Here is a 12,629-nt window from a genome sequence, read left to right on the forward strand (position 1 = left end):
GGATCATACGGGGAGGCCGCCGCGGCGGCGGCAGGCTTGCGCCGGCTGCCGGCCATCGGCCGAAACGTACCGCATGATACTGCGCCCGCCGATTGCCTGTTTGCCGATCTAGAAAATAAGGGTGCGATGGCCGCCGTGCTTGACGAACCGGCGCCAAAACGGTTCCATACGGGCTCCCCGGAATCCGGGCCGCGCGCCCGCCCTGCCACACGTGATGAACTACCAGCCGATCCTCGAACGAATCCACACCGAACTCGCCCCCTGGATCGGCCAGGGACGCGTCGCCGACTACATTCCCGAGCTCGCGAAGGTGCCCGCCGACAAGTTCGGGATGGCCGTCGTGACGCTTGATGGAAACGTTTACACGGTCGGCGACGCGCATGAGCGCTTCTCGATCCAGAGCATCTCGAAGCTGTTCGCGTGCACGCTCGCGTTCCAGTTGCTCGGCGACGCGCTGTGGGATCGCGTCGGCCGCGAACCGTCCGGCAACGCGTTCAACTCGCTGGTTCAGCTCGAAAGCGAGCGCGGCAAGCCGCGCAATCCGTTCATCAACGCCGGCGCGCTGGTCGTCACCGACGTGCTGTGCCGCCGTTTCGTGAGAGCCGAGACCGCGCTCGTCGAATTCGTGCGGCGGCTGATCGGCGCGATCGACGTCGACTACGATTCGCGCGTCGCGCTGTCGGAGCTCCAGCACGCGGAACGCAACCGCGCGATGGCGCATTTCATGGCGAGCTTCGGCAACATGCAGATGCCGCCCGACACCGTGGTCGACGCGTACTGCCGCCAGTGCGCGATCGAGATGAACTGCGTCGAACTGGCGCAGGCCGCGCTGTTTCTTGCGAACGGCGGCGTCGCGCCCGTCACCGGCGAGCGGATCGTCGACGCGAGTTCAGCCAAGCGGCTGTCGGCGCTGATGCTGACCTGCGGCACCTATGACGCGGCAGGCGATTTCGTCTATCGCGTCGGCCTGCCCGCGAAAAGCGGCGTCGGCGGCGGGATCGTCGCGGTGCTGCCGGGGGAGATGGCCGTATGCGTGTGGGCGCCGGGGCTCGACGCGAACGGGAACTCGCTGGCGGGGACGTTGGCGCTCGAATGGTTGACGACTTATTCGGAGCGGTCGATCTTTTGAAGCGGCGAAGTCAAGCGTGCCTCGATCTGGCGCAACGGCGGCGGGGGAATATCGGCACGCTCGATGGAGAATTCGTCATTCGGCTGCAATCGACGGGTTGAATCCGCAGAGCACAACGGTCACTCGTTTCGAAGATCCGAAAGCTTGTCCTCCCTTAGCGGATCGGTTTCAGCGTTTCAGCAACTGAGCGCCCGGCGCACCACGCGACTGACCTGACTCTAGCCCCGCACCCAGCACGACTTGAGACCCCAATGGCAAGCAATGGTCAGAGATCTCCGCGCACTTCACCGGTTCCCAGCGCGCTCCGCTGCCGGTTGACCTCCGCCCAAAGCTCATCGCTGTCGTCATCGCGCAGCAGGACCATCCAGTCCAGTTGATTGTCGGTCACGCCGAAGTATTCCAGGATTTCCCGGCGAACCGCATCGACGAACTGCGCGTATTCCGGGGTTGCCTCGGCCTGCGCGTGCAAGGCGTCGTATGCTGCATCGTCCGCGTCGCCGCCGTGCTCGTCGATATAGCGCGAGATCCACTGATCTCGTTCGCGGTCGTAATCGGCCTCGGCGCGCATCGCTTGCACAGCCGTGTAGAAATCCAATTGGGCAAACGCGGCGATCGCCGCCGTTGTCGCCTCGTCGAATGTAGTCGTCATTCCATTTCTCATGTTGGTCATGGCACATCATCGCATGGGCCGCGCCCGGGCAGGTGCCGCGAATTCGGACGGTGCAGCACGGCGCCTGGCGCCGACGTTTGGCCCGTGCAAAGGCATCGTGATTGTGAGGTTCACGCGTTCGAGTGCGCCGCTCATCGGGGCCGCTCGGGCGACAGGACACTCATTTTGCTGCACTGCAAGTACAGCGATGGAAACAACCGGGCGCGGCAGATCGCAGAATAAGTTTCGAGCGTATCGACGCGAGCGTCACGCCGGCACTTAAGCGCCAATGTGGGCGCTGGTGGTGAATTGCTCATAAGGGCTGAATGGTCCGTTACCGGCTCACAACGACCCATTTCAGCCCCTCGACCCGGCGAAACCTCAACGGCAGCTTCCAAGGTACTCCGGCCTCTCGCGCAATCAAGCAAAACAGCCGCGGCGGCTTCGCACCGTTGTTGTCACTCGAGGCCTATTGCGTCCTGCATTGGACGAGTGACGACGCGTTTAACACCGCCGACACGATGCTTGATTCGTCGCCTTCCCCGTCGCGCCCAGGTCGATCCATGTCTCTAAAGCGCGGTGAAATCCCGGGCGCCCCGCGAGGGATAAACGGCGGCCACACGCTCGGCGAGCTTGGCATCGTAGCTCGAGTGCACATGCACACGCTTCTTGTCGGGAAACGCATAGACGTATGCTTTGCGCAGCGCGAGCGATGCCTCATGAAACCCGGACAGGATCAACTTCTGCTTGTTCGGGTAGCTGGCGATGTCGCCTGCCGCGAAGATGCCTGGCCGTGAGCTTTCGTAGTACGACGTATCAACGACGATCCGTCCGGCCTGTACGGCGATCCCCCAGTTGGCGATCGGACCGAGATCCGCGACAAGTCCGTAGAGCACGAGCAATTGATCTGCGTCGAGGCACACCGAGCCACCAATCTTGCGAACCTCGATCGATTCGAGTGTCCCCCCGGGCGCATTCAGCCCAGTAATCGTGCCAACCACGAAATCCATCTCGCCCGCCGCGACCGCCTGCTGTAACCGGGCGATGCTCGAGTCCGTCGCGCTGAAGCCGTTCCGTCGATGAACGAGCGTGACGCGCCGCGCGACCGAGCGCAGCGCCAGCGCCCAGTCGAGCGCCGAGTCGCCACCGCCCGCGACCACGACGGTTTTTCCGGCAAAGCCGTTCACGTCGGAAACGCTGTAATGGATGTACCGGCCTTCAAGGAATGCCGCCTCATCGAGTGCCAACCGTTGCGGCACAAACGCTCCGTTGCCTGCAGCAATCAAGATCGCCGCGGTGTCAAACGCATACCCTTTGTCGGTGCGAGCAAGCCATCGACCGCCCTCGAGCGGATCCAGCGTCTCAATACGCTGACCGAGATGCATCGGAGGATCGAAGGGCCGGCATTGCTCGACGAGGCGATCGACAAGATCGCGTGCAGTGCACGATGGTATGCCGGGGATATCGTAGATCGGCTTGTCCGGATATAGTGCGATGCACTGGCCACCGGGGTGCTCGATCCCGTCAACGATCCGGCACGAGAGGCCGATCACGCCTGCCTCGAACGCGGCGAAAAGGCCCACGGGACCTGCACCGACAATCAGCACGTCGGTTCTTAAAGGACTCGCAAGCGAGGAATTTTCCGGTGATGTCACGTGTCCTCCTCGTGAATGTCATGCGGGGCGCACCATTACGCCTGCTTTTTCCGTATCGAGCCGGTACAAACTCGCAACGACGCCATTACCGCACCCGTCGACTACTCAAAGATTCAAGGAGCACGGCCCAGCGGGCTCCAAGCCATCATCGCAAGTATCTATTTATATCATGACGTGATATATATGAGTATGTCGACGTGTAGCAAATCCCTCCGATTTCCTCTCGATACAGCGAGAGCGAGTGATCTATGACGCGATGTGACTGCCGCGGCACCTCCGGCGAAATAGATCCGCCCCGTTTTCCACATTGCGCCCAATTTTTCGCAGAACGGCCATGGTTGCTAGTGTTGGGGGCGCCCGACCAAGACGAACAATGAATGGGGCGCGCGGGTGACCGGATGCTCCGTCTGGAATGCCGTCGGTCTTCAATCGACAGGAACGAAGTGACGGGGAGATGGCGAGCGCGCGCCTGATACGCGATCCGTTCCACAAAGGAGGAACATCGTGAGTGAAACAAGGACGTTTGAAATATTCCGCTACGATCCAGACCGGGATCCCAAGCCGTACATGCAAACGTACGAGATCGAGGTGCCCTCTACTGACAGGATGTTGCTGGATGTCCTTGTCCGGCTCAAGGCACGGGACGAGACGCTCAGCTTTCGGCGTTCGTGCCGTGAAGGCGTGTGCGGCTCGGATGCAATGAACATTAACCGCAAGAACGGGCTCGCCTGCATCGCCAACCTCAACGACCTTCCCCGCCACACGGTCCTGCGTCCGCTGCCCGGGTTGCCGGTCGTTCGCGACCTGATCGTGGACATGACCGCGTTCTTCAAGCAATACCACTCGATCAAGCCCTACCTGATCAACGACACGCCCCCGCCTGAGCGGGAAAGGCGCCAGACGCCCGAGGAACGCGATCAGCTGGACGGTCTGTACGAGTGCATCTTGTGCGCGTGCTGTTCCAGCGCATGTCCCTCGTACTGGTGGAATCCCGATAAATATGTCGGTCCTGCCGGGCTCCTGCAGGCCTATCGCTTTCTGGTCGATTCCCGCGACGAGGGTACGGGTGAGCGGCTGGACAATCTTGACGATCCGTATCGCCTCTTCCGGTGTCGGACGATACTGAACTGCACGGACGTCTGCCCCAAAGGCCTGAATCCGGCCAAGGCAATCGGGGAGATTCGTACCATGCTCGCGCGCCGGACGATCTGAGTGACGCAACCTGACACTGGGATACGGTTATGGCAATGCCACGGGCGACACCGGGGGAATTGATCGACGTTCGACCGCATTCCATCACGCTGTTGCGTTAACCGGTTGAATCCGCAGCCGAACCCAGCCGCCGAAGGCGGCGTGGCACTTTCCCGCGCGGTCAGTGCCGGAGGGATTACATGTCAGTTTATATTGACGGAGTACCAGCACGTTGGCATTCGAGTGGTTGGCGACGTATACGGAGCGGTCGATTTTCTGAACACGCCGAAGTGACTCATGGGAGCGCATCAGTCATGCAACCGGAACACGCTTCAAATCTCGCAACGACTCACCACACAGGCGCGGACACCCGCCCGCACGCGCCGATTCCACCAATCGTGCCGGCGCAAACCGCGCTGGTCGTGATGCACTATCAGACCGACATCCTCGGGCTCTTTCCGTCGGTCGCCCCCGCCCTGCTCGCCAACACGCGCAGGCTGTGCGACGCGGCGCGTGCCGGCGGCATTCACGTCTGCTTCGCCAATCTCCATTTCAGCCCCGGCTATCCGGAAGTCAGTCCGCGCAACAAGAACGGACAAGGGATCAAGCAGCTTGGCCTGTTCGTCGACGACGGCCCGTGCCCCGAGCTCGGGCGGCTGGACACCGAATCGCTGATCGCCGCGCATCGCGCGAGCGTGTTCTTCGGCACCGGCCTGGAGGCGCGGCTCGTCGCGCAGGGTATCGATACGTTGATCCTGGTCGGAATTGCCTCAACTGGCGTCGTGCTGTCATCGGTTGCGCACGCCAGCGACGCGGATTTCCGGCTGTATACGGTGAAGGACTGCTGCTACGACCCGGATCAGGTCGTGCACGAGCATCTGTTCGCGACGGCGTTCGAGACACGCACGACGGTGCTGTCGCTCGCGGACGCGCTGCACTTGCTCGCATAGACGCGCAACGTGCACGCCGCGCGAGCCGGAACACTCCCGGCCCGCGCATCCTGCGCGATCTCCTGCGCGATCTCCTGCGCGATCTCCTGCACGACTTCGCGCGTTACTTCGCGATATACACGCCCGACGTCGGGCACGTCCCCTGCGTATTGCCGTCCGTCACGAGCGACGCCGCACTCGGAAACTGCGACGTCGCATTCGTCTTCACCGCGATCCACGCTTCCGTGAAATAGCTGACGCCGTTGGTCTTCGTGCACTTCAGCGACACCGCGCTGCGCGTATTGCTGCCGAACGCGCCTTCGAACGCGGACAGCAGCTGGTTGCGCGTCACCGTCTTGCCCGCGTTCGCCTGCAGGAATGCGTTGAACGACGTATTGCCGAGGCGGTTGATCATGCCGGTCGCCTGGTTCCAGTACGTGTCGGGCGATGCCGAATTCGAGCAGGTGCCGTGCTTGAACCATTCGTGCTTGTCGAGGCACGACGCCACGCCCGGCATGTACGTCGACAGCGTATTGCGGGTCGCGGTGCTGACCGGATACGCATCCATGCTGCACCACTGGTGCGCGTTGTCGAGATCGACGTCGCTCTGCGGCACGCCGCAGTAGAACGGCTGGTTGCCGTCGTACCGGTTCGGCCACAGGCCGTGCAGCGACAGGCTCGTCGCCGCATACGTGCCGGCGAGGTTCGTGCACTCCGGCGTGTCGTGCGACGCGCAGAAGCCGGGCTCCCACGAAGCCGCGAGCAACAGGTAGTCGTAGCTGGTCTGTGCGACGGCGTGCAGCGAGGCGGATGCGACGGCGAGTGCGGCCGCGGCGCGAGCGAGCGTCTTGAGCATGGCGTTTCCTCGGAAAAGGCTTGCGGTCGCGGGGCGCGCCGCAAGATTGTCGAATGTCTGCCCGCGATTGTTGCCGGCGCAACGTGGCATAACTATGAAGGCTAACGAAATATAACCGTCGTTCCGCAGCCCGTCGTTGCGGAACGCCGACACGGCGTCAGGCGCCACGCGACTATTTCACCGATGCGGCTTCCGATCCCCCCGGCGACAGCGCCGCGCTGTCCTGCTCGCGCCACGCCCGCCGCGACGCCATGATCGCCCTCACGGCCGAGCGCGCGACCTTCCACCACGCGAACGGCCGTGGATCGGCGAGCATGCTGAGCGCGCGTGCATAGTCGAGCGTGAGCCCGGGCGTCCACGCCATCGTCACCGCGCGCTTGCGAATCTGCGCGGCCACCCACAGCTCGGGCGTGAGCAACAGCCGGACGAATGCGCCCCACCCGGCCCGCGTGCCCTTGAGCCGCCACACCGCGCCGTCGAGTGTCGCTTCGAGGGCGTTCGACACGGTGCTCGAGCAGTTGCGGTGCGTGAGGTTGTACGTGACCGTCTGCCGATACGACGACCAGAATGCCTCCAGCTTCGCCGGATCGTAGTTGCGGATCCGCACGCGCACGGTCGACGGACACCACGCTTTCGACTCGGTCGCATAGTCGGGCTGGAACAGGCCCGGCACGTCGTTCTCGCGCGTCGCACGCAGGATCCGCGTGAATTCGTCCGGAGAACGATCGATCTCGACGGCCGGATACAGGCTGATATAGATACCCTCGGGCGACTCCAGCGCCGCATGGCCGGTCGAGATCACACCGTTGACGTCCACCGCGGCGATGTAGCGGTCGATCACCGGATAGCGCTGCGCTTCGGCCTTCGACGTGCCGGTCGGCGTCCACACGTGCACGGTGAGCGCATGCTCGTGGTCGGCTGGCGGGCCGTCCCATTCGGATTGCGTGAAGCGTGGGATGTCGGGCGCCGCGTCGACGTCGGGCACGATCGCCGGCGCCGGCGACGTGACGAATGCGGGGTTGCGCGTCAACCGCCGCACACGCGCGGCGAGGCTCAGCATGTGCATCCCGCCGAACATCAGCAGCAGGCCGAGGCAGTACGGCACGGTGCCCGCATAGTGGGTCGGGTACGGCTGATAGAAGAAGACCGCGAGCAGGATCTCGACGATGCCCCACGCGAACGCGACGTTCCAGCGCCGGTAACGCACCATCCATGCGGACGTGCACTGCAGCAGCCCGTCGACGAGGAACAGCGTGCCGAAGATCATCGACAGCAGGAAGTGGCCGTGATGATGGCCTGCGAACACGAGCCCGGCGGCCACCACGACCGCGATGCCCTTCACGTAGCGCAGGATACGCTGACCGCCGACGCCGCTGCCGGCCACCGCGAGCGTCGCGAGCCCCTCGACCAGGAACAGCCACGCGAATACTTCGATCGGAAAATGCAGCGCGCCGTCGAGCGCATCGATGAAGATGCCGACGCCCGCGGCGACCCATAGCCAGCCCAGCACGGTCAGCCCGCGCCAGCGCGTTCGCAGATATTCGATACCCAGCAGCAGCAAGACCAGTCGTACCATTGCGCCCTCGCATCGTTTTTTCGGGATACGCGCGAGTCACGCGTCTCCTTATATCGTGCCGACCGCACATCGTGCGATGCGGCAGTCGGAAGGCGGTAATGCTGACCGGCGCGTCATGCGTCGACATGACCGATGGCAGCCGGCGCGCGCCGCTCTGGCCGAATAATAAGATATGACGAAGCCAGTTGAAAGCCTCGCGAAAACCACTCGCGCACGGCGCCGACGGCCGCCGGCGCCCGGGCCTGCCACCGGATCCGGTACGCAAGCACGCCACTGCCGCGGCAGATTTCCCGTTCGACAACGCGTGCCGGATACGCGAGAATCGCCGTCCACGGTCGGCATGGGCTTGCGGCTCCTCGCGACGCCGGTCACGGTCGCCGCCGACGGCGTGCTCGTGCTGGGCGGCATCGTGCTCGTGCCGATCGCGGTGCCGGGATCAAGGCGAACGGCGGCCTGCGGATCATGTAACGGCCGCTGCCGACGGTGACGGTCGCCCGCCATGCCCGCATTCGCATCACGAACGCAAACCGGAGCATCGACATGACGCCCTCGCCGCTTCACACCTCGCCGCTCGGCCCGCAGCTGAAGCGCTGGCGCACGTTGCATCGCGTGAAGCAGAGCCATGCGGCCGAACTGTTCGGCGTCGCGCAATCGACGATCTCGCGCTGGGAAACCGGCATCCAGCAGATGTCGCCCGACGAGCGCACGACCGCCGAACGGCTGCTTGCCGCGCGCCTCGATTCGGCCGGCGACCATGCGCTCGCGCGGCTGATCGCGAGCAGCACGGCGCGCATGCATCTCGTGTGCGACCTCACGCATCGCCTGCTCGCGTGCTCGCCGTCGCGCGCGGCCGAGTTCTCGCGACCGCTGCCGGCGTTGCTCGGCACGTCGCTGTGGCGCTATGCGTCGCCGGAGATCGTCCGCATGGAAGCCGCGCTCGACCCGCTCGGCTGGCACGATCGCGCCGGCCCGCCGAGCGTCGAATTCGCGACTGGCGCCAATGCGTCGCGCGTCGTGCCGATCCGCGGCAGCACTTGCCGGTGGACGCGGATGACGCTGTCGGACGGCTCCGCCGCGCGGCTCGTCGAAACGCTGTAGCACGCGCGACCGTCGCCGGGCCCGGACGCGGCACGCATATTTCATGCGTGGACGCAGCGCGTGCGCACGGCGTACGCTTGACGGCTCGATTCAAGCAATCCCGTTGACCATGAACCTCGACACGATTCACGCAAGGCTCGATTTCCTGCGCGAAGCCGAACGCCTGAAAGACGTGCTGCGCAGCGGCCACACGTCGACGGGCCGCGCCGAAAGCACGGCCGAACACAGCTGGCGGCTGTGCCTGATGGCGCTCGTGTTCGCCGATGCGCTGCCCGGCGTCGACACGACGAAGCTGCTGAAACTGTGCGTCGTCCACGATCTCGGCGAAGCGCTGCACGGCGATATCCCCGCGATCGAGCAGGCCGCGCATCCGGACAAGAGCACGCACGAACGCGACGACCTGCTGACGCTGACGGCCGGGCTCGATCGCGCGCTGCGCGACGAGATCGTTGCACTGTGGGACGAATACGAAGCGGCGGCATCGCCGGAAGCACGCGCCGCGAAGGCGCTCGACAAGCTCGAGACGATCCTGCAGCACAACCAGGGCAGCAATCCGCCCGACTTCGACTACGCGTTCAATCTCGGCTACGGCCGGCGCTACACGGACTCGGCGCCGCTGTTCGGCGCGATCCGCGCGATCGTCGACGCGGACACGCAACGCAGAATCGATGCGCGCGGCGACGGCGCGTAAGCTCGCGAAACCGACCGCGCGGCACCGCGCGCGCCGATCGCACAGGACACGCTCACACCCATGAACAAATCGGGATCGACGCGATGCCCGCACTCGACGAGGAACGCAACCGGTCGATGATGGCGATCGTTGCCGCGCAGCGGCAACGACGCATCGCACGGCGCACGCATCATTCACACACCGTCGCCCTGCGCCGCGCCGGCGCGAACGCCACCGCGCTCGCGGTCGCGAGCACGGCCACACCAACCGCGCCATACACCATCACCCAACCAAACCCGTGCACCAGCGCCGCGTGCAGCGCCGTACCGCTCGGGTCTGCCTTGGCGAGCCCCGGTGCGATCGCCTGCGGAGCGTCGGTGCGGCCGGATGCGATCTCCTGCGCCAGCATGCGCAGCGCCTCCGCATCAATCGCCCCCGCGACCCCGGCCTTCAGACTCGCGACGATCCCCGCAACGAGCACGAAGCCCATCGTCGCGATGTTCAGCGCGAGCGAGATCATTCGCGCGCTCATGTCGATGCCCGACGCCATCCCGGCCCGCGAGTTCGGCACCGCGCCCGTCGTCGTGTTCGTGACCGGCGTGTTGGTGAGCCCGAGCCCGATGCCGGCGATCACGCAGCCGGGCAGCATCGTGAGCCAGCTCGCGTCGTCGAGGCCACTGCCGATCCGCATCAGCGCAAAACCGGCCGCGATCGTGAACAGCCCGCCCGGAATCACGACGCCCGGCCCGTAGCGCAGCGCGAGCCGTTCGCCGAACGGCGGCGCGACGAGCGTCGGCAGGGTGTACGCGAGCAGTGCGAGGCCGGCCGTCACGCTGTCGTAACCAAGCGCGACCTGGAACCAGATCGGCAGATAGATCATGAACGGCCAGAAGCTGAAGTTCATCCCCATCGAGCCGAAGATCGCACCGGTGAACGCGCGAATCCGGAACACGGAGAAGTCGAACATCGGCCGCGCGCTCACGCGCTCCGCGACGACAAAGCCGGCCGCCGCGAGCACGGTCGCGCCGAGCACGCCAAGGCCGGCCGTGCTCGCGAGCCCCAACTCCGCGCTTTGCGTGATGTAGAACGCGAGCCCGAGTACGGCGAGCGACAGCGTGACGATGCCCGCGACGTCGAGCGTGCCCGCATGCGGATCGCGCGACTCCTGCACCGCGCCGCCGATCAGCACGAGCGCGACGGCCGCGAGCGGCGCGTGGACGAGGAACACCCACGGCCAGCTCGCCAACGCGACGATCGCGCCGCCGACGATCGGCCCGAAGCCGAGACCGATCCCGAACACGATCCCCCAGATCCCGAACGCGCGACCGCGCTCGCGCCCTTCGCGGAACTGGTGCGACAGCACCGCGATCTGGCAGATCAGCATCGCGCCACCGCTCGCCCCCTGCAGCAGCCGGCCCGCGACCAGCACCGGCACGTTCGGCGCGAGCCCGCACAGCAGCGACGTCGCGCCGAACAGCACGGTGCCGATCACGTACACGCGCTTGCGGCCGAACCGGTCGGCGAGCGTGCCGGCCGCCATCAGTACGGTCGTGCATGCGATCGTGTACGCGTTCATGATCCACTGCATGCCGTTGAAGTCGCCGTGCAGCACGTGTTCGAGCGTCGGCAGGATCACCGGCACGCTCGAGATCTCGAGGCCGAACATCAGCGATGTGAGACAGACGGCCGCGAGCGCGACCGCATTCCTGCGGGGGTCGGATAGCGTCATGCGTATTGCGCGACGGGCCGCATCGGGCCGCGCGCCTCCAGGTGAGAAGGATTCGCCGCGTGCGGCCGGCGACGCACGCTGGGCGGGAGTCGGTACTATAGTGAGAATCCCTCTCCCCATTGACGCATCCATTTCTCCGAACTGGGGAATCACAGGACGCAATCGGCGCAACCCGCTATGACCGACAGACTCGACGGCGTGACGACCTTCGTGCAGGTAGTGGAATCCGGCAGCTTCGCGCTCGCCGCGGAACGGCTCGACATGACGCGCTCGGCGGTCGGCAAGGCGATCGCGCGGCTCGAGAAGCGGCTCGGTGCGCGGCTGCTGCAGCGCACGACCCGCAGCCAGAGCCTGACCGACGACGGCCAGGCGTACTACGATCGCTGCGTGCGCGCGCTGTCGGAACTCGAAGCGGCGGAAGCCGATCTCGATTGCGGCCGCAACGAAGCGCGCGGCAAGCTGCGGCTGAGCGTGCCGCTCGCGTTCGGACACCACTGCGTGACGCCGATCGTGCTCGATCTCGCGCGCAACTATCCGCATCTGCGGATCGACGTGTCGATCACCGACCGATTCGTCGACCTGGTCGAGGAAGGGATCGATCTCGCGGTGCGGATCGGCCCGCTCGCGGACAGCACGAGCCTCGCGGTGCGGCGGCTCGGCACGCAATACGGGAGCCTCGGCGCGGCGCCGTCGTATCTCGCGCGCTACGGGATGCCGCAATCGCTCGACGACCTGAGGAACCACCGGACGATCGCGTATTCGCGCTCGGGCGTCGCGCAGCCCTGGGACCTGCGCGCGCCGGACGGCTCGACGGTGCGCGTCGACATGCAGCACCAGCTCAGCTTCGACGACGTGCAGGCCATCGCGGCGGCCGGCGCATCGGGGTTCGGGATCGCGTGGCTGCCGAGCTGGCTGCTCGATCATTACGTGAAGCGCGGCGAGATGGTCGTCGTGCTCGATCGCTGCTTCGTCTGCGAAGGCGACATCCACGCGATCTGGCCGAAAACGCGCTACCTGCCGCGCAAGACGCGCTGCGTGATCGACGCGCTCGTGCAGGCGGTGCCGCCGATGATCGACCGCCAAGAGCACCCGAGCATAAAGAAGGTGGGTTGAAACCGACGCGCCGCACGGGCGCGTCGGGTCGTCA

The 12,629-nt window shown here is 65.5% G+C and carries 11 protein-coding genes; 6 read left to right on the forward strand and 5 right to left on the reverse strand.

All coding sequences use genetic code 11. The features are described 5' to 3' along the window. The first annotated feature begins 214 nt into the window (after positions 1-214). Positions 215-1,129 carry a glutaminase gene (locus AC1Z3W_RS13205; RefSeq protein ID WP_057929453.1) on the forward strand — a complete coding sequence of 305 codons (915 nt, stop codon included), beginning with the start codon at positions 215-217 and terminating at the stop codon, positions 1,127-1,129. A 265-nt stretch (positions 1,130-1,394) separates the two neighbouring features. Here the strand turns inward: AC1Z3W_RS13205 and AC1Z3W_RS13210 are convergent, their stop codons facing one another. Both AC1Z3W_RS13210 and AC1Z3W_RS13215 read right to left on the reverse strand, forming a co-directional pair. Next, positions 1,395-1,778 carry a hypothetical protein gene (locus tag AC1Z3W_RS13210; RefSeq protein ID WP_057929454.1) on the reverse strand — a complete coding sequence of 128 codons (384 nt, stop codon included), beginning with the start codon at positions 1,776-1,778 and terminating at the stop codon, positions 1,395-1,397. 569 nt (positions 1,779-2,347) lie between these two features. After that, entirely contained in the window at positions 2,348-3,433 is a 1,086-nt protein-coding gene (locus tag AC1Z3W_RS13215) for an NAD(P)/FAD-dependent oxidoreductase (protein WP_124834699.1), read from the reverse strand. A gap of 504 nt (positions 3,434-3,937) precedes the next feature. Between AC1Z3W_RS13215 and AC1Z3W_RS13220 the strand changes: the two genes are divergently transcribed. After that, positions 3,938-4,645, forward strand: a complete 708-nt coding sequence (locus AC1Z3W_RS13220; protein ID WP_057929540.1) for a succinate dehydrogenase iron-sulfur subunit — start codon at positions 3,938-3,940, stop codon at positions 4,643-4,645. A gap of 293 nt (positions 4,646-4,938) precedes the next feature. Beyond that, entirely contained in the window at positions 4,939-5,574 is a 636-nt protein-coding gene (locus AC1Z3W_RS13225) for a cysteine hydrolase family protein (protein WP_124834700.1), read from the forward strand. A gap of 103 nt (positions 5,575-5,677) precedes the next feature. On the opposite strand, the gene AC1Z3W_RS13230 is transcribed toward AC1Z3W_RS13225, so the two are convergent. Beyond that, the gene (locus AC1Z3W_RS13230; RefSeq protein WP_483507727.1) at positions 5,678-6,409 is read right to left on the reverse strand and encodes a ribonuclease T2; all 732 of its coding nucleotides are present in this window, start codon (positions 6,407-6,409) and stop codon (positions 5,678-5,680) included. Between the two features lie 172 nt (positions 6,410-6,581). After that, positions 6,582-7,985, reverse strand: coding sequence for an HdeD family acid-resistance protein (locus tag AC1Z3W_RS13235; RefSeq protein ID WP_483507728.1), 1,404 nt, complete (start codon positions 7,983-7,985; stop codon positions 6,582-6,584). A gap of 540 nt (positions 7,986-8,525) precedes the next feature. On the opposite strand from AC1Z3W_RS13235, the gene AC1Z3W_RS13240 reads away from it, so the two are divergent. Both AC1Z3W_RS13240 and AC1Z3W_RS13245 read left to right on the forward strand, forming a co-directional pair. Continuing rightward, the gene (locus tag AC1Z3W_RS13240; RefSeq protein WP_483507729.1) at positions 8,526-9,083 is read left to right on the forward strand and encodes a helix-turn-helix domain-containing protein; all 558 of its coding nucleotides are present in this window, start codon (positions 8,526-8,528) and stop codon (positions 9,081-9,083) included. Positions 9,084-9,192: 109 nt separating this feature from the next. Continuing rightward, positions 9,193-9,774, forward strand: a complete 582-nt coding sequence (locus AC1Z3W_RS13245) for an HD domain-containing protein (RefSeq protein WP_175825732.1) — start codon at positions 9,193-9,195, stop codon at positions 9,772-9,774. A gap of 169 nt (positions 9,775-9,943) precedes the next feature. On the opposite strand, the gene AC1Z3W_RS13250 is transcribed toward AC1Z3W_RS13245, so the two are convergent. Further along, positions 9,944-11,482: an MFS transporter gene (locus AC1Z3W_RS13250; RefSeq protein ID WP_483507730.1), complete on the reverse strand. Its 1,539-nt coding sequence runs from the start codon at positions 11,480-11,482 to the stop codon at positions 9,944-9,946. A 177-nt stretch (positions 11,483-11,659) separates the two neighbouring features. On the opposite strand from AC1Z3W_RS13250, the gene AC1Z3W_RS13255 reads away from it, so the two are divergent. Next, complete coding sequence (locus AC1Z3W_RS13255; protein WP_057927445.1) at positions 11,660-12,595, forward strand: LysR family transcriptional regulator; 936 nt, start codon at positions 11,660-11,662, stop codon at positions 12,593-12,595. The last annotated feature ends 34 nt before the right edge of the window (positions 12,596-12,629 follow it).

Source organism: Burkholderia sp. 10_S31, assembly GCF_056930375.1.

Coding starts and splice junctions, on each gene's coding strand:
- AC1Z3W_RS13210 (WP_057929454.1), bottom strand. CDS start 1,778: ATGACGACTACATTCGACGAGGCGACAACGGCGGCGATCGCCGCGTTT.
- AC1Z3W_RS13205 (WP_057929453.1), top strand. CDS start 215: ATGAACTACCAGCCGATCCTCGAACGAATCCACACCGAACTCGCCCCC.
- AC1Z3W_RS13225 (WP_124834700.1), top strand. CDS start 4,939: ATGCAACCGGAACACGCTTCAAATCTCGCAACGACTCACCACACAGGC.
- AC1Z3W_RS13245 (WP_175825732.1), top strand. CDS start 9,193: ATGAACCTCGACACGATTCACGCAAGGCTCGATTTCCTGCGCGAAGCC.
- AC1Z3W_RS13250 (WP_483507730.1), bottom strand. CDS start 11,482: ATGACGCTATCCGACCCCCGCAGGAATGCGGTCGCGCTCGCGGCCGTC.
- AC1Z3W_RS13255 (WP_057927445.1), top strand. CDS start 11,660: ATGACCGACAGACTCGACGGCGTGACGACCTTCGTGCAGGTAGTGGAA.
- AC1Z3W_RS13240 (WP_483507729.1), top strand. CDS start 8,526: ATGACGCCCTCGCCGCTTCACACCTCGCCGCTCGGCCCGCAGCTGAAG.
- AC1Z3W_RS13235 (WP_483507728.1), bottom strand. CDS start 7,985: ATGGTACGACTGGTCTTGCTGCTGCTGGGTATCGAATATCTGCGAACG.
- AC1Z3W_RS13230 (WP_483507727.1), bottom strand. CDS start 6,409: ATGCTCAAGACGCTCGCTCGCGCCGCGGCCGCACTCGCCGTCGCATCC.